At 44.0% G+C, this 20593-nt stretch carries 19 protein-coding genes and 2 tRNA genes; 20 read left to right on the top strand and 1 reads right to left on the bottom strand.

Translation table 11 applies throughout. The annotated features are described in order from the left end of the window. Positions 1-45: 45 nt before the first annotated feature. A complete protein-coding gene (locus tag P8596_RS16925; protein ID WP_254653797.1) occupies positions 46-1284 on the top strand; it encodes an aspartate kinase in 1239 nt (412 codons plus the stop codon). Positions 1285-1343: 59 nt separating this feature from the next. Here P8596_RS16925 and P8596_RS16920 read toward each other — a convergent pair whose 3' ends face one another. Next, positions 1344-1781 carry a YslB family protein gene (locus P8596_RS16920; RefSeq protein ID WP_224519393.1) on the bottom strand — a complete coding sequence of 146 codons (438 nt, stop codon included), beginning with the start codon at positions 1779-1781 and terminating at the stop codon, positions 1344-1346. Between the two features lie 351 nt (positions 1782-2132). On the opposite strand from P8596_RS16920, the gene P8596_RS16915 reads away from it, so the two are divergent. The 19 genes from P8596_RS16915 to lonB all read left to right on the top strand — a co-directional run bounded on the left by P8596_RS16915 (position 2133) and on the right by lonB (position 20490). Next, on the top strand, positions 2133-2741 hold the full coding sequence (locus P8596_RS16915) for a succinate dehydrogenase cytochrome b558 subunit (RefSeq protein ID WP_034757098.1): 609 nt from the start codon (positions 2133-2135) through the stop codon (positions 2739-2741). Between the two features lie 70 nt (positions 2742-2811). Next, the gene (gene sdhA / locus P8596_RS16910) at positions 2812-4575 is read left to right on the top strand and encodes a succinate dehydrogenase flavoprotein subunit (RefSeq protein ID WP_279724404.1); all 1764 of its coding nucleotides are present in this window, start codon (positions 2812-2814) and stop codon (positions 4573-4575) included. Further along, positions 4575-5342, top strand: a complete 768-nt coding sequence (gene sdhB, locus P8596_RS16905; protein WP_034760486.1) for a succinate dehydrogenase iron-sulfur subunit — start codon at positions 4575-4577, stop codon at positions 5340-5342. Before sdhA ends, sdhB begins: the two co-directional genes overlap by 1 nt. Before the next feature lie 347 nt (positions 5343-5689). Next, positions 5690-7306, top strand: coding sequence for a bifunctional metallophosphatase/5'-nucleotidase (locus P8596_RS16900; protein WP_279724403.1), 1617 nt, complete (start codon positions 5690-5692; stop codon positions 7304-7306). Positions 7307-7430: 124 nt separating this feature from the next. Continuing rightward, the gene (locus P8596_RS16895; RefSeq protein WP_279724402.1) at positions 7431-7901 is read left to right on the top strand and encodes an acyl-CoA thioesterase; all 471 of its coding nucleotides are present in this window, start codon (positions 7431-7433) and stop codon (positions 7899-7901) included. 145 nt (positions 7902-8046) lie between these two features. Next, positions 8047-8271 carry a helix-turn-helix domain-containing protein gene (locus tag P8596_RS16890; RefSeq protein WP_032087424.1) on the top strand — a complete coding sequence of 75 codons (225 nt, stop codon included), beginning with the start codon at positions 8047-8049 and terminating at the stop codon, positions 8269-8271. A 265-nt stretch (positions 8272-8536) separates the two neighbouring features. Then, positions 8537-8995 carry a MarR family winged helix-turn-helix transcriptional regulator gene (locus P8596_RS16885; RefSeq protein ID WP_279724401.1) on the top strand — a complete coding sequence of 153 codons (459 nt, stop codon included), beginning with the start codon at positions 8537-8539 and terminating at the stop codon, positions 8993-8995. Positions 8996-9004: 9 nt separating this feature from the next. Further along, positions 9005-9805, top strand: a complete 801-nt coding sequence (racE, locus tag P8596_RS16880) for a glutamate racemase (RefSeq protein ID WP_034757113.1) — start codon at positions 9005-9007, stop codon at positions 9803-9805. Positions 9806-9922: 117 nt separating this feature from the next. Beyond that, positions 9923-10999 carry a GerMN domain-containing protein gene (locus P8596_RS16875; RefSeq protein WP_254651910.1) on the top strand — a complete coding sequence of 359 codons (1077 nt, stop codon included), beginning with the start codon at positions 9923-9925 and terminating at the stop codon, positions 10997-10999. 122 nt (positions 11000-11121) lie between these two features. After that, positions 11122-11859, top strand: a complete 738-nt coding sequence (gene rph, locus P8596_RS16870) for a ribonuclease PH (protein ID WP_061810230.1) — start codon at positions 11122-11124, stop codon at positions 11857-11859. Between the two features lie 16 nt (positions 11860-11875). Then, positions 11876-12472 (top strand): XTP/dITP diphosphatase, encoded by a 597-nt coding sequence (locus tag P8596_RS16865; protein ID WP_229593972.1) that lies wholly within the window; start codon positions 11876-11878, stop codon positions 12470-12472. 13 nt (positions 12473-12485) lie between these two features. Beyond that, entirely contained in the window at positions 12486-12995 is a 510-nt protein-coding gene (locus P8596_RS16860) for a metallophosphoesterase (protein WP_224519398.1), read from the top strand. Positions 12996-13162: 167 nt separating this feature from the next. Continuing rightward, positions 13163-13239, top strand: a tRNA-Arg gene (locus P8596_RS16855). Between the two features lie 133 nt (positions 13240-13372). Then, positions 13373-13449 (top strand) — tRNA-Arg (locus P8596_RS16850). Positions 13450-13558: 109 nt separating this feature from the next. Next, complete coding sequence (locus tag P8596_RS16845) at positions 13559-14563, top strand: tetratricopeptide repeat protein (protein ID WP_279724400.1); 1005 nt, start codon at positions 13559-13561, stop codon at positions 14561-14563. A gap of 161 nt (positions 14564-14724) precedes the next feature. Further along, positions 14725-16011 carry a trigger factor gene (gene tig, locus P8596_RS16840; RefSeq protein WP_224519400.1) on the top strand — a complete coding sequence of 429 codons (1287 nt, stop codon included), beginning with the start codon at positions 14725-14727 and terminating at the stop codon, positions 16009-16011. Between the two features lie 649 nt (positions 16012-16660). Next, a complete protein-coding gene (clpX, locus tag P8596_RS16835) occupies positions 16661-17932 on the top strand; it encodes an ATP-dependent protease ATP-binding subunit ClpX (RefSeq protein ID WP_034757134.1) in 1272 nt (423 codons plus the stop codon). Positions 17933-18011: 79 nt separating this feature from the next. After that, on the top strand, positions 18012-18722 hold the full coding sequence (locus P8596_RS16830) for a Dph6-related ATP pyrophosphatase (RefSeq protein WP_279724399.1): 711 nt from the start codon (positions 18012-18014) through the stop codon (positions 18720-18722). A 109-nt stretch (positions 18723-18831) separates the two neighbouring features. After that, positions 18832-20490 carry an ATP-dependent protease LonB gene (gene lonB / locus P8596_RS16825; RefSeq protein WP_034757137.1) on the top strand — a complete coding sequence of 553 codons (1659 nt, stop codon included), beginning with the start codon at positions 18832-18834 and terminating at the stop codon, positions 20488-20490. The last annotated feature ends 103 nt before the right edge of the window (positions 20491-20593 follow it).

The following is a 20593-nucleotide window of genomic DNA, read 5'->3' as shown; positions in this document are numbered from 1 at the left end:
TTCATCATCAACAAGAGCGGAGACGCTCAGAAAGAGGGAGAAGTCGTGAGTATTATTGTTCAAAAATTCGGTGGGACTTCAGTAGGGTCTGTGGAAAGAATTCAAAATGTTGCGTCAAGGATCATTGAAGAAAAAGAAAGAGGGAATGATGTGGTGGTTGTCGTATCTGCCATGGGGAAAACGACGGATACACTCGTGGGTCTTGCAAGGGAAATCACGTCTCAACCGAGCAAAAGAGAAATGGATATGCTGCTCTCAACCGGGGAACAAGTCACCATTTCACTCTTGACCATGGCCCTGATCCAATCGGGGCATGATGCCATTTCATTCACGGGATGGCAGGCCGGAATCGAGACGGAATCCGTCCATAGTAATGCAAGGATCACCAATATTCATACCGATAAAATGGCAGCTCACCTTCAGGAAGGAAGAGTGGTCATCGTCGCGGGGTTCCAGGGCATGACAGAAACCGGTGAAATCACAACACTCGGACGGGGTGGGTCGGATACGACGGCCGTTGCAATCGCGGCTGCCCTGAAAGCGGAGCGCTGTGATATATATACGGACGTAGACGGGGTTTACACGACAGACCCCCGCTATATAAAAGGAGCAAGGAAGTTACCGTCAATTTCTTATGATGAAATGCTCGAACTTGCAAACCTCGGGGCCGGGGTACTCCATCCAAGGGCGGTGGAATTTGCCAAGAATTATCAAATCCCATTGGAAGTCAGATCCAGCATCGAAAGAGTGGAAGGTACGTATATTGAGGAGGAAGCAAGCATGGAACAGAACTTGATTGTAAGAGGAGTAGCATTTGAGAATGAGATTACGAGGGTCACGGTATTCGGACTGGGAAATGCATTAACGGGACTATCATCCGTGTTCACGACGTTGGCTGAAAATCATTTGAACGTAGACATCATCATCCAGACCCAGACGGATCAGAATACGACCAATCTATCTTTCTCCATCAAGGAGCACGATCTCGAGGAAACCCTTGCTGTTCTTGAACGAAATAAAGAGCAGTTGAATTTCACACACGTCGAGCACGAAAGTGGGCTTGCGAAAGTCTCCATTGTCGGTTCGGGGATGATTTCAAACCCGGGTGTGGCCGCGGAAATGTTTGAAGTGCTTGCTCAAAATGACATCGTCGTGAAAATGGTCAGCACTTCTGAAATTAAAGTGTCTACAGTAGTGGATGGGGAGAATATGCAAAAGGCAGCAGGCGTCTTACATACGGCCTTTCATCTCGATGCCGTGAAGATGGAAGAAATCACGCTGTAGGATCAACATGGAAAAGGGTTGCCTGGATGATTCCAGGCAACCCTTTATTGAGAGCTTGATTACTCGATCCGGTCTTTGTCGTCCCATCTTACCATGACTTTGACCGATTGGCTCCGTTTATGTAATTCGTCAGCAGCTTCTGCCACACATTTTCTTTGAAGCTGAATCTGTTCGGCAATAAAGCCCGTTTCCAGTTTGAAGTTCACATCCGTTTTAAGTGACAGACGCCGTTCGATCACAGGTCCGCTCAATTCAAATGTCATTTCATTTCTTTTTTGTTCCAGAAGTGTAAGGGTGCCCCATCCAGCTTCATCGAAAAAGGAAGATATTTCTTCCGTTGACTGAAGGGGGAACTTCCTTGAGAGCTGCTTTCCTCCCCAGTATAGGATATCGGGTGTGTGTTTTCCCAGTATGTCTGGAATTAAGATGTCGCGTAACATTTCATATCCGAAGATTGGAACGGACGGCTGATGTACTTCTTCTTTTTTCTGTTCCAAGTAAATCCCCTCTTTCTATAAAACTATTATATACATGAAAGAGGTAATTATCATCCCATACCTTGAAAAAATGACCTTGGGATATTTTGGTGCTATAATATTTATTATAAATTTATTAGAATTTTCGAACATTTAGTTGTGTAAAACCTCATGTTTTCTGTTGTTGTTCTATTGAAAATATTTTTGCGGTATTGTCGAATTTATGTATACGTTTTCTTGACGCTTCCACTCCTTGGGAGTAAAATGAACATGTCACATTATTGTTACAATATAAAATATGTATCGTCGTCTAATAGGTAAAGAAAGGCATTAGAAAACGAATTCATATTTTATCATTAAGGGGGGTAAATCATGGCTGGAAATCGAGAATTTAATTATCGCAGGCTTCATTCATTGCTAGGTGTTATTCCAGTTGGATTATTTTTAACACAACATTTAGTCGTGAACCATTTTGCCACTGGTGGGGAAGAATCATTTAACCAGGCGGCGCATTTTATGGAAAGTCTTCCTTTCCGTTATTTCCTTGAAATCTTTATCATCTTCCTTCCATTGTACTTCCATGCGATTTACGGAATTTACATTGCATTCACTTCCAAGAATAATGCAAGCAAGTTTGGTTATTTCCGTAACTGGATGTTTTTACTTCAACGTGTTTCTGGAGTGATCACATTCATTTTCGTCACATGGCATATCTGGGAAACAAGGGTCGCTGCGGCGTTTGGAGCTGAAGTGAACTTTCAGATGATGGAAAACATTCTATCCAATCCGTTGATGTTAGGATTCTATGTGCTTGGTGTATTATCAACGATTTTCCACTTTGCTAATGGATTATGGTCATTCTGCGTAAGCTGGGGACTAACGGTTACACCTCGTTCTCAATTAATAGCTACATATGTTACGATCGGGATTTTTGTCGCGTTATCGATTGTCGGTATGCGTGCAATCTTTGCCTTCGTATAAGTAGAAAATTATACGAGTCTGATAGATAAGCAGTGCTCTCGAAGTATGGTAGGAAAAGGAGTGAGTCACGATGAGTAAAGGTAAAATCATCGTTGTCGGTGGCGGTTTAGCCGGCCTGATGGCCACAATTAAAGCAGCAGAAAAAGGAACACAAGTCGATTTATTCTCACTGGTACCCGTTAAGCGTTCTCACTCTGTATGTGCACAGGGTGGAATTAACGGAGCCGTTAATACAAAGGGAGAAGGGGATTCTCCTTGGGAACATTTTGATGATACGGTTTATGGTGGGGATTTCTTAGCGAATCAACCGCCTGTTAAAGCAATGACAGAAGCAGCACCTGGGATCATTCACTTACTCGATCGTATGGGTGTTATGTTTAACCGTACACCTGAAGGGTTACTGGATTTCCGTCGCTTCGGTGGGACGCAGCATCACAGAACCGCTTTCGCTGGTGCTACGACTGGTCAGCAGCTATTATATGCTTTGGACGAGCAGGTTCGCCGTCATGAAGTGGCTGGGTTAGTCAGCAAGTTCGAAGGCTGGGAATTCCTTGGAGTCGTTATTGATGACGAGGGAGTCGCAAGAGGGATCGTTGCCCAGAACCTTCAAACGATGGAAATCAAATCATTTGCAGCAGATGCCGTGATCATGGCGTCAGGTGGACCGGGGATCATCTTCGGTAAGTCTACAAACTCTGTCATCAATACAGGTTCAGCTGCTTCCATCGTTTATCAACAAGGTGCTTACTATGCAAATGGTGAGTTCATCCAAATTCACCCGACAGCCATTCCAGGGGACGATAAGCTTCGCCTCATGAGTGAATCGGCACGTGGTGAAGGTGGACGTGTCTGGACGTACAAAGATGGTAAGCCTTGGTACTTCCTTGAAGAGAAGTATCCTGCATACGGAAATCTTGTACCCCGTGATATCGCCACACGTGAAATCTTTGATGTGTGCGTAAACCAAAAGCTTGGTATCAATGGTGAGAACATGGTTTACCTCGATCTGTCTCATAAAGATTCAAAAGAGCTTGATATCAAGCTTGGCGGAATCATTGAAATCTATGAGAAGTTCATGGGTGATGACCCGCGTAAAGTACCAATGAAAATCTTCCCTGCCGTTCACTATTCAATGGGTGGACTATGGGTCGATTATGATCAAATGACAAATATTCCTGGATTATTCGCAGCTGGTGAATGTGATTATTCTCAGCACGGTGGTAACCGCTTAGGGGCTAACTCATTGCTATCCGCTATCTATGGCGGTATGGTGGCAGGTCCTAATGCGATTAAGTATATTGAAGGACTTGAGAAAACAGTAGAATCTGTCCCATCTTCACTATTCGAACGCTATGTGAAACAGGAAGAAGAAAAATGGAACAACATCATGTCCCTGAATGGCACTGAGAACGCTTATGTCATCCATAAAGAGCTTGGGGAATGGATGACGGATAACGTAACGGTTGTACGTCATAATGACAAGCTTCAACAAACGGATGAAAAGATCCAGGAATTGATGGAACGTTACCAAAATATCAATATCAACGACACGGCTAAATGGAGCAACCAAGGGGCGACATTCACCCGTCAATTGTGGAACATGCTTCAGCTTGCACGTGTTATTACCATCGGTGCATTAAATCGTAATGAGAGCCGTGGAGCCCATTACAAACCTGATTTCCCTGAACGTAATGACGAAGAATTCCTGAAGACGACGATGGCGAAATACAATGCCGCAACGAATACTCCTGAATTCCATTACGAGGAAGTAGATACTTCACTGATCGCACCACGTAAGCGTGACTATTCTAAGAGTAAAGGGGGAAGTAAATGATGAGTGAAAATAAAAAAGTCCGTTTTATCATTACTCGTCAAGAAAGCCCGGAATCAGCCCCTTTCCAAGAAGAGTTCGAACTTGATTACAGACCGAATATGAACGTCATTTCCGCCTTGATGGAAATCCGTCGTAATCCGGTCAATGCAAAAGGGGAACACACCACTCCGATCAACTGGGACATGAACTGTCTGGAAGAAGTTTGTGGAGCCTGTTCAATGGTGATCAACGGTAAGCCTAGACAGTCTTGTACGGCTTTGGTCGATCAACTCGAACAGCCGATCCGTCTTGAGCCTATGCGCACATTCCCTGTCGTCCGTGACCTGCAGGTAGACCGCAGCCGCATGTTCGACAGCTTGAAGAAAGTGAAAGCATGGATTCCGATTGATGGGACATATGATTTGGGTCCTGGACCACGTATGCCTGAGAAAAAGCGTCAGTGGGCATATGAATTATCAAAATGTATGACATGTGGTGTATGTCTGGAAGCATGTCCGAACGTGAACAGTAAGTCCGATTTCATCGGGCCTGCTCCGCTATCTCAAGTACGCTTGTTCAATGCGCACCCAACTGGTGCCATGAATCAGGATGAGCGCCTTGAGTCCATCATGGGCGACGGTGGACTTGCCAACTGCGGTAACTCACAAAACTGTGTTCAATCTTGTCCAAAAGGAATTCCTTTAACGACTTCCATTGCGGCACTGAACCGTGAAACCACTTTCCAAATGTTCAAGAACTTCTTCGGAAGCGACCATATGGTTGATTAATATGTTCTAATGAAAAGCACTTTCCTTCGGGGGAGTGCTTTTTTTGGTGTTTCCGCAAACGATCATTTGATGAGTGGCCATTTGAATAATAGACCGTTCCTTTCCGCTCCAGGCATTTGCTTTCCGCGGGGAGGAAGTCGAGCCTCCTCGGGCGTTGCCCTGCGGGGTCTCGACCTTTCCTCAATTCCCGCAGGAGTCAAATGCCTTCCGCTTCAATCCACTCTGTGCTTTTTCAAAAGCCTGTCAAAGTTAGCTCTCCCTTTTCTATTTTGTAAGGGTTCAAGTGACTTACTAAATAATGGGAGAAGAAATAAAAAAATAGGCTTTTGTACATAGTAGACACATATATGGATCTAGAAGAAACTGGAGTGATGAAGGTGAAGTGGACTGGATTTTTACTAGTGATTTTATTGTTTACACAGCCCGTCATTGATTTTGAAAAAGCCGAGGCAAAGGAGAAGGTGGAGCCTTTCCGTCTGACGATTCTGCATACGAATGATGTTCACTCCCATTTGGAAAACGTTCCGTATTTGCACACTGCGATTAAAGAAGAGCGGAAAAAGGATGGGGATGCCCTTCTTTTGGACGCGGGGGATGTGTTTTCGGGGACATTGTTTTTTAATGAATATCTGGGACAGGCGGATGCTGCATTCATGAATGAAATTGGCTATGACGCCATGACGCTGGGAAATCATGAATTCGATATGGGAAGTGAGGTGCTCGCGGACTTTATTAGGAAACTTTCCTTTCCGGTGGTGAGCGGCAATGTGGATGTCCGGCTTGATCCTCGCCTTGCCCCTATCATGAAAAGTGAAATTCCGGAACAGGCAGAGAGTGGAAACATATACCCTTCTATTATTCAAACAGTAAAGGGGGTCAAGATCGGCATCATCGGACTCACAACCGAAGATACGGCTTTCCTTTCTGCTCCGGATAAGAAGATAGTCTTTCAGGATGCCGAAAAGAAAGTGCTTGAAGAGATGACAAAACTACAGGCAAAGGGAGTGAATCATATCATCCTGCTGTCTCATCTGGGATTACGGCAGGACAAAATGCTGGCTCAAAAGGTGGAAGGGATCGATATTATCGTCGGCGGGCATTCCCATACAAGATTGGAATCCCCGCTTGTGTACAATATGAAATCAGAACCGACACTGATCGTCCAGGCGGATGAGTATGGGAAGTCACTTGGTAAATTAACGGCTGTATTTTCCGAAAGAGGAATACTGACGGGGTGGAATGGTGAGCTGTTGGATGTGTTGGCCAAAGACCAAATAGGAAATGATGTGTATCCACCTGATCCATGGGCAGTTAATAGATTGGAGCAATTACGGGGACCCATTGAAAAGGTAAAAAGCATGGATATTGGTACAAGCAACATTTCATTAAATGGAGATCGTCGGGACGTTCGGACGAAAGAGACCAACTTAGGCAACCTCATTACAGATGCCATGCTGGAAAAAGCAAATCAATTTAACCCGACTCAAATCGCCTTTCAAAATGGTGGTGGAATCAGGAATTCCATCAGTGCGGGGACCATTACCCTGGGAGATGTGTTGGAGGTGCTGCCTTTCGGGAATACCCTTGTCACATTGAATCTGACGGGGGAGGAGATCCTTCTTGCATTGGAACATAGTGTGGCGAATGTGGACGGAGAAGCAGGTCAGTTCCTCCAGGTTTCCGGCATGACATATCGCTTTGATCCCTCAAAGTCCATTGGCAATAGAATAATGGAAGTGAAAATACAAGGAGCACCCCTTGACCGTTCCAAGATGTATGGGGTGGCCGTCAACGCATTCCTTGCAGGAGGAGGGGATGGTTTTACCGTATTGAGAAATGCAAAAGATAACGGCAGGATATCCGAACTGCACCTCAATCTGTATGAGGTGATGAGTGAGTACCTCACCACTCATTCCCCCGTGTCCCCGCAAGTGGAGGGAAGGATTGTGAAAGAAAAAGAATAAGAAGAAATGAGCCGGTTTTTCCTGCCGGCTCCATTTTATGCATATAGGTTTCATATTTTTCAGAATAGGGGTATAATAAAATGAATCATCATTCATTTTTCATTTACTAAAAGGAGGATCCAATTTGAAACATTTTACATACATTGAAGATATAGAAACATGGCAACAAGAATTTTCATTTTCAATCCATATAAAGGTCCGGTTTTCTGAGACTGATATGTTTGGACATATGAATAACACCGTTCCATTTACGTATTTTGAAGAAGCCAGGATCGAATATTTAAAGCACATTGGATTTATGCAAAACTGGGTGAAACCTGAGCATGATACAATCCCTGTCGTTGCAGATTTACAATGTGATTTTGTAAAACAAGTATTCTTCGACGAGACGTTGAAGGTATATGTGAAGGCAGATCGCGTTGGTCGTTCTTCAGTAGATTTACATTACATGGGTCTGAATGAAGAAGAACAGGTTTGCTTTACTGGTAGAGGAACCATGGTGCAAATATCGAAGGAAACTGGAAAAGGTGTCCCTTTGACGGAAGAAATGAAGGCGAAGCTCCATAGCGAAAAGGTGGTCTCGAGCCCGGTTTAGGACGTGAAAGAAACCGCTGCCTATTTTTCATTTAACTTCCTTCTCTATGTCACTCTAAACCCTACCTTCACATATGATATTCTGACGACCAACAATACCCATCCCCGCGGTTTAAAGCTGGCGAAGGCAAGGAGGGTTACCATAATTGAAGGACAATGATTTTACACACAAACCGTTGCTCACCAAAAGAGAAAAAGAAGTATTCGAACTGTTGGTTCAAGACAAAACAACTAAAGAAATTGCTAGTGATCTATTTATTAGCGAGAAAACAGTTCGAAATCATATTTCCAACGCCATGCAAAAGCTTGGAGTGAAGGGGCGATCTCAAGCTGTTGTAGAGCTTCTTCGCATGGGGGAACTCAAGCTTTAAATGTAAGGGACTGATTCTGATGCCGAACAATTAACAGGTTTCTATACATGATACCTATTAATGTTTGAATGAGAGTCAGTCTCTTTTAGTTCTGTTCCTTCCGAGAACTTGTCTTGAATTTTTTCGTGAAAAAGGTGAAAATGCTAGTAAGGGGAATCAATGCTTGACCTATAATAGATAAAGAAGCTAAAACGGGAAGGCTGATGCGTTCCGGTTTTTCATAAGGAATAAATGTCCGGTTTCTGAATGTAAAAGGAGAGAAATAATGACGAATTCTAAAGAGCAAACCATTGAAAATATACAAGTTGTGGCAGATATCGAGAAAGACCTTCGATACATATCATCGATCATTAAGCAAAAAGGAAGAGAAATATTAAGTCAGTATACCATCACGCCTCCACAGTTCATTGCGCTGCAATGGTTATTCGAGTATGGGGATATGACAATCGGAGATCTTTCAAATAAAATGTACCTTGCCTGCAGTACGACGACGGATCTTGTTGATCGAATGGAGAAAAACCAGTTAGTCGAGCGGGTCAAGGATGAGAATGATCGTCGCGTCGTACGCATTCATATGTTAAAAGAGGGCGAAAGAATTATTGAAGAAGTGATTAAGAAAAGGCAGAATTACTTACAGAGTGCCTTAACGGACTTCTCTGCCCAGGAAGTGCTATTATTAAAAGATCATTTAGCAAAACTCCATCAAGAAATTAAACCAGAATGAGGGAATAATGTGATTCAACCAATCGGCATCATTGATTCTGGGGTAGGGGGGCTCACTGTCGCTAGAGAAGTGATGCGTCAGCTGCCGAAGGAGACCATCTATTACTTAGGTGATACAGCCCGTTGCCCCTACGGACCCAGATCAGCTCAAGAAGTAAAAGCGTTCACGTGGGAAATGACTCAATATCTCATGCAATATGATATCAAAATGCTGATCATTGCCTGCAATACAGCCACTGCGGTGGTACTGGATGAAATACAGACCCATTTGGATATACCGGTGATTGGGGTCATTCATCCTGGTGCCCGGGCAGCGATCAAGCATACTTATAATAAGAGGATCGGTGTCCTTGGAACCGTGGGGACGGTCAATAGCGGCGCCTATGAGGATGCCCTTCACTCCCTTCACGGAAGTCTGGACGTCACGTCCCTTGCCTGCCCGAAATTTGTTCCGCTTGTGGAAAGTGGAGAGTATGACAGCTCTATGGCGACTGATATAGTAAGGGAGACGCTCCATCCTCTTAAAGAGTCCGGGATCGATACGTTGATCCTGGGATGTACCCATTATCCGTTGCTCCAGCCGAAGATACAGGCTTATATGGGCCCTGAGATCAGTGTCATAAGTTCCGGGGACGAAACCGCCCGAGAAGTCAGTACGATCCTTGATTATTATAATCTTCTGTACAGGGGAGTCCTACAGCCTGAACACCGCTTTTTCAACACAGGGTCTTCGGCAATCTTTTCCCGGATCGCATCCGATTGGCTGACAGTCGGGGAAGTAACAGCAGAAACCATCCGATTACAAGACTAGAATCTTGTGGTCGGGTGGTTTTTTATTTTGTTGTTTTTATTGTGAAAAGTTTCGGTCTATTTTGTGGAGGGGGCTCGTATATATGTTAGTACAAACTGTCTTTTAGGAGGTTTCCCAATGGCAAAAAAAGCAAAGGTGTCAATTGCTGTAACGGTTTTAGCTTCTTCTGTATATCTTTCCGGTTGTGGATTACTCAGTTTCGGTGATGACAAGGAGAAGATCGATCCTCCTCAAGACTTATCCTACTTGAAAGAAGGGGAAAAAGTCGATACCGCCAAGAAAGAGGATTCAAATAAAAAGGTGAGCAAAGAAGAAGCGGGTGCTGAGACCGTCATGACGGAATTGTATTTAATCGATAAAAACGGCTATGTCGTTTCCCAGTCGATCCCTCTTCCAAATCAGGAAAGTGTGGCCAAACAAGCAGTTGAATACTTAGTGAAAAATGGTCCTGTTGAAAACATCCTGCCAAACGGATTCAGGGCTGTACTGCCGGCAGATACACAAGTGACGGTCGATATTAAAGACGGAAAGGCGATCGCCGATTTTTCTCCGGAATTCAATAATTATCAGCCTGAAGATGAACAGAAGATCTTGCAGTCCGTGACATGGACATTGACTCAGTTCGATTCGGTTGAGAAAGTAGAACTACGGGTTAACGGTTATCCATTAACGGAAATGCCGGTGAATGGTACGCCGATCGACGAAAATGGATTAACGAGAAAAGTAGGGATCAACGTGGATACTACAGGCGTTGTGGATCCGACGAGCACCAAACCGCTTACAGTATATTATGTAGCCCAGTCCGATGATAAGACCTATTATGTTCCAGTGACGAAACGCGTCAGTTCCAAATCCGCGGATGAAGTAAAGGCAGTGGTGAATGAACTGATCGAAGGACCGGGTTATTCTTCTTCCCTGGCAAGTGACTTTACGGGAGCGAAGCTGTTGGATGATCCAAAGCTTGAGGATGGAACCGTGACGCTGAACTTCAATGAAGCGGTGTATGGAAGCCTTGAAGAGAAAATGGTTTCTGAGCATATGCTTAATTCCCTCGTTCTCTCCTTGACTGAGCAAAAGGGCATCAAAGGGGTCTCGGTACTCGTGAATGGTGAAGCGACCACCGTCTCAAAAGATGGGGAAACGGTGACTGAACCGGTGACAAGACCAGAAAATGTGAATGCAATTAGTTTTTAAATCGCGATTTTTTGATATACTATGAATAGAATCACCTGATAAGAGGTTGGCAGATTGCCGCCTCTTCTATTTTTGATTAGGCAATTTTTTACATAACGTACGAACAAACAGGAGGGAATTATATGAGAACAGACGGCAGAGAAAAGAATCAATTGCGTCCTATCGAAATCGAGACAGGATACGTCAAGCATCCGGAAGGTTCTGTATTGATAACGGTTGGTGAAACGAAGGTCATTTGTAATGCCAGTATCGAAGAAAGAGTGCCTCCGTTTATGAGGAACAGTGGAAAAGGGTGGATTACGGCGGAATATTCCATGCTTCCGAGAGCGACGGAAACGAGAAATATCCGTGAATCGTCCAAAGGGAAAATTTCCGGCAGGACGATGGAAATTCAACGTCTGATTGGACGTGCCCTGCGTGCGGTCGTTGATTTGGATGCGTTGGGAGAGCGTACGATCTGGATCGATTGTGATGTCATTCAAGCAGATGGCGGGACAAGAACGGCTTCCATCACCGGGGCATTCGTTGCCATGGCAATCGCCCTTGCCAAACTCCAGGACAGTAAAAAGATTTCTTCATTCCCACTTAAGAGCTTTCTGGCGGCGACAAGTGTCGGGATTGTGGAAGAACACGGAGCGGTCCTTGATTTAAATTATATTGAAGATAGCAGCGCATTGGTGGATATGAACATCATCATGACGGGTGAGGGTGAATTTGTGGAGCTTCAGGGAACCGGTGAAGAAGCCACCTTTACAATGGATCAACTGCATCAATTACTGAAGCTTGGTCAAGAAGGGATTCATGAATTATTCCAAATCCAGCAGCAATCATTAGGTGATATCGTAAAAAGATTTCAATAAAGGGATGAGAGAGCCGATGACAAAACGAGTGATTATAGCCACAAAGAACAGGGGAAAAGCAAAAGAATTCCAACATATGTTTGCGCCCTACGGGTATGAGGTACAAACATTACTAGACCTTCCTCATATTGAGGATGTGGAAGAAACAGGCGTAACCTTTGAAGAGAATGCGATTCTAAAAGCGGAAACCGTAGCCGGGGAATTGGGGGCACTTGTGATTGCCGATGATTCAGGGCTCGCCATCGATGCCCTTGAAGGTCGTCCAGGCGTGTATTCTGCGCGCTATGCCGGGGAAGAAAAAAGCGACGAAGCGAATATGGCGAAAGTATTGGATGAGCTTGAGTCAGTGGAAGAATCCGACCGAACGGCCCGTTTTCACTGTGTGTTGGCCATTGCCGGCCCTGACATGGAAACGAAGACGGTGACAGGAAGTTGTGAAGGGATGATCCTGCGTGAGAAGAGAGGGACGAACGGGTTCGGCTACGATCCGATCTTCTTCGTGCCTTCCCTCGGAAAGACCATGGCCGAATTGACACAAGATGAAAAGAGTCAGATCAGTCATCGCGGTCACGCACTAGAAAAGCTAGGAAATATGATTTCAGACTTAGTTTAAAGGGTGAATCTGAATGAGATTATTAGTTGTAAGTGACAGTCACGGATCCAAAGATGAATTGTTGGATCTCTCAGAGAAGTACAAGTCGAGTGTAGACGCCATGATCCACTGTGGTGACTCGGAGTTGAGTGCAGATGATCCTGCTTTGTCATCTTATCTCATTGTCCGGGGGAACTGTGACATGGATGCACGACTGCCTGACGACTTGGTAGAGAAGGTAGACGACCACACCATCATGGTGACGCACGGGCATCACTATGGAATCAAGATGTCATTGATGAAACTCCGATACAGAGCGGAAGAGGTCGGGGCGCAGTTTGTGTTCTTTGGTCACTCCCACACTCTGGGGGCTGAATGGATTAACGGTACATTATTCCTGAACCCTGGAAGCATCCTGCTGCCACGTGGAAGAAATGAACGTACCTACGCATTGGTAGATACGGCAGATCAAGAAATCAACGTTACATTCCTGACCCACGATCATGTGGTGCTGGAGGAATTGACGCAAACATTCAGCTTGTAAAATATAGTGTGGGAACCCGTCACGTGCGGGTTCCCATCATGTTTTGTCGTATAAAAAGCAAAGCTGAAAAATAAAATAAAATTTTTTTTGAAAATCTGTTGACTTATTTATGCTATGTGAATATAATAAATATTGTCCTTGAAAAACAAATAACGAAAAACACACACGTCCCAGTAGCTCAGCTGGATAGAGCAACGCCCTTCTAAGGCGTCGGTCGGGAGTTCGAATCTCTCCTGGGACGCCATAATCATTACATACGAACCTTGAGATCAGGGTTTTGACTAACAAGGGGTACTGACACAGTAACTGTGAGGTATCTCTTTTTTTATCCGATACATGGTCTGATGCTTTTTGTGTCATCTTACTCTATTGAATGTGTCCCAGTAGCTCAGCAGGATAGAGCAACAGTTTCCTAAACTGTAGGTCGGGAGTTCGAATCTCTTCTGGGACGCCATAAATCCTACATACGCAAAGCTTACCCCTATGAGGTAGGCTTTTTTTTGTTATCCAAATGATATCGTGCTAAACTAATACAAACTAAACAGTATAGGCGGGTACGTTTTATGAATAAGGGAAACCAAGAAGGAAAAGGAAAGATTGTACAGTTCCCAGGATTGAAGGACCGGCTGCTGGAAAAAGGGGTGCAGGCCCTGGAAAAAGGGGAAGTCCATGAATCCTCCCAGCTCCTCGCACAAGCCTATGAATTGGAACCGGATAACCCGGACATCAATACGGCACTCGTATTATCACTCTATGAAAGCAAACAATACGATCAGGCCGGATCCATATGTAAAGAGATGCTCCTCGAAGGAATCGGTGACTATTTCGAGGTCGTGGATATGTACTTAATGATTCTTATACAGCTTCATAAGCACACTGAAGTGATCGATACAATCAATGCCCTCTTTGATGAAAGGGAAGTACCCTTTGAAAAGGAAGAACACTTCAGGAAGCTTCTCCATTTCAGTGAAAAGGTAGTGAACGGGAAAGCGGCTGTTCCTGAGAAGGAAGTACAGAATGAAGATCAACCGTCAATCTTGACGGGAAAAAGCCTCGAGGAACAGACGTTGATCGTGGCACAGCTCGTTCATCGTAATATTCACCCGTTCATCGGGGAACTGCAGGGGGTTTTACAGGATCCCGATGCCCATCCATTTTTACAAACAATGATATTAAATGTTTTAAAAGAGCATGGAATGGATAAAGAAGTAGTTGTGGTGAAGCTAGGGATGGAAGAGCGGGTTCATCCCGCAGCGTTGGAAGACGTTTTCGAGTCGGATTTCTTCACAGGGGTCACGCATGCCCTGGATGAGCTTCTGGCACAAACGAATCCCACTCTATTTCAGCACGCTCAGGAATTACTGAAACGTCACGCCTTTCTGCTCTATCCTTTTACACTTAAAGAAGAAACGGAAGAAATCGCTGCGGTATATGCATATTACACCGCCGGGATGTTTGCCGATGCGATTCTTGAAGAAGAGTTAAAAGAGCGGGTTGAAAACAGTCAAGCGAAAGGGATTTTATCAAGGCTTACGGAACTAGAGGAAATTTCCTCTCCGAATATTTAAACCCCCTCTGTTGAAAGACAGTGGCTGTATGTTATAATGTAATGGTTGTAATGTAAAAGTTTTTCATATATTTACGATGATAGTGCTAGATTCACACGGGACTATCTACTACTATGCGTAAAAAAATTAAGATCAACTATAGATTTGTTGGAGGGAACAGTATGTCTGCAAAATGGGAAAAGCAAGAAGGAAACCAAGGAGTACTTACAATTGAAGTAGAAGCTGCAAAAGTAAACGAAGGTTTGGACGCAGCATTCAAAAAAGTTGTGAAACAAGTGAACGTACCAGGATTCCGTAAAGGGAAAATGCCTCGCGGAATGTTCGAAAAACGTTTTGGTGTAGAATCACTTTACCAAGATGCATTAGATTTCATCTTACCTGAAGCATATGCAAAAGCAATCGAAGAAACAGGAATCGATCCAATCGACCGTCCTGAAATCGATGTCGAGCAAATGGAAAAAGGAAAAGACCTGATCTTCACTGCGAAAGTACAAGTGAAACCTGAAGTGAAACTTGGCGAATACAAAGGTCTTGAAGTTGAAAAAATGGAAACAGAAGTAACAGCTGAGGACGTTGAAGCAGAACTTACTTCACTTCAAGAAAAACAAGCTGAGCTTGCTGTCAAAGAAGATGGGAAAGCTGAAGAAGGCGACACAGTGACAATGGATTTCGAAGGATTCGTTGACGGTGAAGCATTCGAAGGCGGCCAAGCTGAGAACTACTCACTTGAATTAGGTTCTGGTCAGTTCATCCCAGGATTTGAAGAGCAACTGGTTGGTGTTGCAGCAGGAGAAGAGAAAGAAGTAGAAGTAAACTTCCCTGAGGAATACCATGCAGCTGAACTTGCTGGCAAGCCTGCTACATTCAAAGTAAAAGTTCACGAAATCAAAGCGAAAGAACTTCCGGCACTTGATGATGAGTTCGCAAAAGACGCTGACGAAGAAGTTGAAACGCTTGCTGAACTAAAAGAAAAAATCGAAAAACGCCTTCAAGAGTCTAAAAAGAACGAAGCTGAAACAGCGGTTCGTGAAACTCTTGTAAATAAAGCTTCTGACAACGCTGAAGTTGAAATCCCAGAAGTAATGGTAACAGCTGAAGTGGACCGCATGATGCAGGAATTCGGTCAACGCCTTCAAATGCAAGGTATGAACCTTGACCTTTACTTCCAATTCTCTGGTCAAACAGAAGAAGATCTTCGCAGTCAAATGACAGAAGACGCTGGCAAACGCGTTCGCACAAACTTAACACTTGAAGCAATCGCAGCAGCGGAAAACCTTGAAGTGACAGACGAAGAAGCAGAAGAAGAAGTAAACAAAATGGCTGAACAATACAACATGTCTGCTGACAACATCAAACAAGCACTAGGCGGCCTTGACACACTAAAAGCTGACCTTAAAGTTCGTAAAGCAGTAGAATTCCTTGTTGAAAACAGCAAAACTGTAGCATAATAAAAATAGCAAACAAGGCGCGAATCATTCGTGCCTTGTTTTGTACAATGAAGTAAAGAAACTCCATGGTTTTGGCTCATTCGTGAGAAACGGATGTTTCACACGCTTTTCAGCGCAGCTGAAAAGCAGCCATCATCATCAAAAGCGAAAGAGCAAACGAGCGTTTGCTCCATCGCTTTTGATGATGATGGCGTAAATGAGCCAAAACCACCATTACACCAAGCTTCATTCCAATATTTTTACGAGCTCAAGAGTTTGCTCCAGACGTTTTTTGTTTCTGTGGCAAAATGAGCCAAAATACTATACTCTGTTGATTAAGAAACTTTCTCCATCAATTAAGAATAAGAACCACTATTTTTGGAAAAAGCTTATGAGACGGGGTTGCATTACTTTTCACCATGAACATACATAATCAGATTCCTTACATCACCTGACTTCAATTGGACAAAATAAACATTGGCAATGTAAAAGATTTGCTAAAATGCACAATACATAATAAGATGATTCTTAAGAATCGTATCAATTTCTTTACGAACATATAATATGATAAAATGCAGTACATAACTTTAGGTAATAGGGATGTAAGGAATCGTTCGTTTGATGAAACAGAGCACGATTTTATGAAGTTTTAACGAAGGGGTGAAAATCATTGTTTAAATTTAATGATGAAAAAGGGCAATTAAAATGTTCTTTTTGCGGAAAAACTCAAGATCAAGTTCGTAAACTAGTCGCTGGACCAGGTGTGTATATTTGTGATGAGTGCATCGAGCTTTGCACAGAAATCGTAGAAGAAGAGTTGGGTACAGAAGAAGAAGTAGAATTTAAAGACGTACCGAAACCACGTGAAATCCGTGAAATTCTCGATGAATACGTCATCGGACAGGACCAGGCGAAGAAATCACTTGCAGTAGCGGTTTATAACCATTACAAACGTATCAACTCCAGCAGTAAAGTCGATGACGTTGAATTGTCTAAGAGTAATATTGCCATGATTGGACCGACTGGTAGCGGGAAAACCCTCCTCGCCCAAACTCTGGCTCGTATTCTTAACGTTCCTTTCGCCATCGCAGACGCGACTTCTTTAACAGAAGCCGGTTACGTTGGGGAAGATGTAGAGAATATTCTATTGAAACTGATCCAGGCAGCTGACTACGATGTGGAAAAAGCTGAAAAAGGGATCATCTACATCGATGAAATCGATAAAGTGGCAAGAAAATCCGAGAATCCATCCATCACGAGAGATGTATCAGGTGAAGGGGTGCAACAAGCCCTCTTGAAAATTCTTGAAGGTACGGTAGCAAGCGTTCCACCACAAGGCGGACGCAAGCATCCTCACCAGGAATTCATTCAGATCGATACGTCCAATGTCCTATTCATTTGTGGTGGAGCATTCGACGGAATTGAACAAATCATCAAGCGCCGTTTAGGTCAAAAGGTAATCGGATTCGGTTCTGATCCTAAAAACGCTGATGTGAAAGAAGATAAGTCCCTACTTTCTAAAGTTGTTCCTGAAGACTTATTGAGATTCGGATTGATTCCGGAATTCATCGGTCGTTTACCGGTCATTTCAAGCCTTGAGCCTCTTGATGAAGAAGCACTGGTTGAAATCCTGACTAAACCTAAAAACGCATTGGTCAAACAATACCAAAAAATGCTTGAACTGGATGATGTCGAGCTTGAGTTCACAGAAGATGCCCTGCTTGAAATCTCTAAAAAAGCAATTGAGCGTAAAACAGGTGCACGTGGACTGCGTTCCATCATCGAAACCATGATGCTCGATGTGATGTTCGATCTTCCTTCACGTGATGATATTAAAAAATGTATCATTACGAAAGAGACGATCCTTGAAGATGCAGCCCCTCACTTAATGCTTGAGGATGGCACCATGATCGATCCGAACGAAGAAAAGACATCAGCTTAATAGCTTAACGTAAAGCCGGGAATGATCCTTCATTCCCGGCTTTTTTTACGACTGAAGTGATAGAAAGGAGACGGGACGGTTGGACAATAAGAAAACCAAGGTGGCCATTAGCTGGAGTGGCGGGAAAGACGGGTGTCTGGCTTTGTATCGTACGTTAAAAGCCGGCAAAAAAGTAGAGTGTCTTGTTTCTATGGTTTCAGAAAAATATGAACGGAATCATGCTCACGGTCTCAAATTGGATATTCTCGAGCATCAGGCAAAAGCCGTGGGTATTCCGCTGGTACTTGTGAATTCCGGAGATGATTATGAGCGTTCCCTCATCGGGGCATTATCAGATTTAAAGCAGGATAGGGGTGTGGATGAAATCGTCTTTGGAAGCTTATATGCAGAAGAAGATCGAAAGTGGAATGAAGAAGTGGCAATGAATGCGGGTTTGAAACCCTCATTTCCCGTATGGATTTCGAAGGGAGAAAGCAGTCAACTACTGAAAGAATTCATCACACTTGGATTCTCTGCAGTCATATGCAGGGCTTCCGCCAACGTATTCGATCCATCATGGGCCGGCAGAATGCTCGATTGGGAATTTTTCGAAAGCATTCACAACAAGCAAGACTGCTGCGTCATGGGAGAAGCGGGTGAATATCACACCTTCGTCCTGGACGGTCCAATCTTCTCAAAAAAAATTCACCTAGTAAAATCAGGAGTAGTCTTAAACTCAGGACTCTGGTCTCTTGATATAGAAGATTGTCAATTATTAGAGAAAAAAGGTGGAATTGACTGTATTAGTTAATGAAATATCCCTTTTTGAACCATCTCATCACCGAATTTTTTTTGTTTATTCCCACAAGGTCAAGGAGATACTAACCGATAACAACTTGTATCTACTTGGAGGGAGACGAATGAGCTTTACAAGCATCGCTTTATTCATCCAATTATTCTTCGGAATCATCATTGGACTGTACTTCTGGAATCTGTTGAAAAACCAGCGAACGCAAAAAGTTTCCATTGACCGTGAATCAAAAAAGGAGATGGAAGAACTCCGAAAGATGAGGTCCATTTCACTGACTGAACCCCTTGCCGAAAAGGTAAGACCCTCAAGCTTTGAAGATATTGTCGGACAGGAAGATGGCATCAAAGCATTAAAAGCAGCGATATGCAGTCCGAATCCACAGCATGTCATCATTTACGGACCGCCCGGTGTCGGAAAAACGGCAGCAGCCCGTTTGGTCCTGGAAGAAGCAAAGAAAAATATGAAATCCCCATTCAGATCTTCTGCCGTTTTTGTTGAATTGGATGCCACCACGGCACGATTCGATGAACGGGGGATTGCCGATCCGCTGATTGGTTCCGTCCATGATCCCATCTATCAAGGGGCAGGAGCCATGGGACAAGCCGGGATCCCGCAACCTAAACAAGGGGCTGTGACGAATGCCCATGGAGGCGTATTGTTCATTGATGAAATCGGGGAATTGCACCCCATTCAATTGAATAAGCTCTTAAAAGTGTTAGAAGATCGCAGGGTGTTCCTTGAGAGTGCCTATTACAATGAAGAAAATCATCAAATTCCCACCCATATACATGATATTTTCAAAAACGGCCTTCCGGCTGATTTCCGCTTGATCGGTGCCACGACCCGTACACCGAATGAATTGCCTCCGGCGATCCGCTCCAGATGCATGGAAGTTTTCTTCAGGGAGCTTGAGCATGATGAAGTGAAGAAGGTAGCGGCAGGAGCCGTTGAGAAAGTAGAAATGACGATCAGTGACAAAGGTCTCGAAACCCTCGCATCTTACGCGCGCAACGGACGTGAAGCAGTCAATATGGTCCAGATAGCCGCTGGGGTTGCCATCACAGAAAATAGAAAAGAAATTTATGATCATGAGCTCGAATGGATCATTCAATCCAGTCAGCTTTCCCCTCGCTATCAGAAAAAAATCAATGAAGAGGCAACGATTGGTCTGGTCAATGGGTTAGCCGTGACAGGACCGAATACGGGTTCTCTACTTGAAATTGAAGTAAATGTGATTCCGGCAGTCGATAAGGGCACCATCAATGTGACGGGAATCGTGGAAGAAGAGAGCATCGGTGATCGGAGTAAATCCATCAGAAGAAAAAGTATGGCGAAAGGATCGATCGAGAATGTGATCACCGTCCTTCGTTCCATGGGAGTACCTGCCGATCAGTATGATATCCATGTGAACTTTCCAGGCGGGGTGCCGGTCGACGGTCCTTCTGCAGGGATTGCCATGGCTCTTGGGATCTATTCGGCCATTTACCGGATTCCCATCAAGCATACGATTGCCGTCACAGGTGAAATCAGTATACATGGATCTGTTAAGCCTGTCGGTGGGGTATATCCTAAGGTGAAAGGTGCGAAGCTAGCCGGTGCGACCATGGCCATCATTCCTTACGACAACCAGCAGGCGATGTTAAAAGAGATAGAAGGAATCGAAGTGGTCCCAGTCAAACAGCTCAAGGAAGTTCTTGATCTCGCCTTGATGAAGGATCACGTATCGTCACCCGATCTCGCACCTGAACAAAATAAGAAAAGTGTATAGACTGTTGACCGATTCGGGTCTATCCGAATCGGTTTGTTTTTGAATGGGGAGAACAGGAATAAGAGCAGCATGCCTTGAATAAAGTTGTAAATACCTATTTAAT

Origin of the sequence: Rossellomorea sp. DA94, assembly GCF_029834455.1 — a bacterium.
Lineage (GTDB): Bacteria > Bacillota > Bacilli > Bacillales > Bacillaceae_B > Rossellomorea > Rossellomorea vietnamensis.
This window is presented reverse-complemented; position numbering and strand designations above follow the sequence as displayed.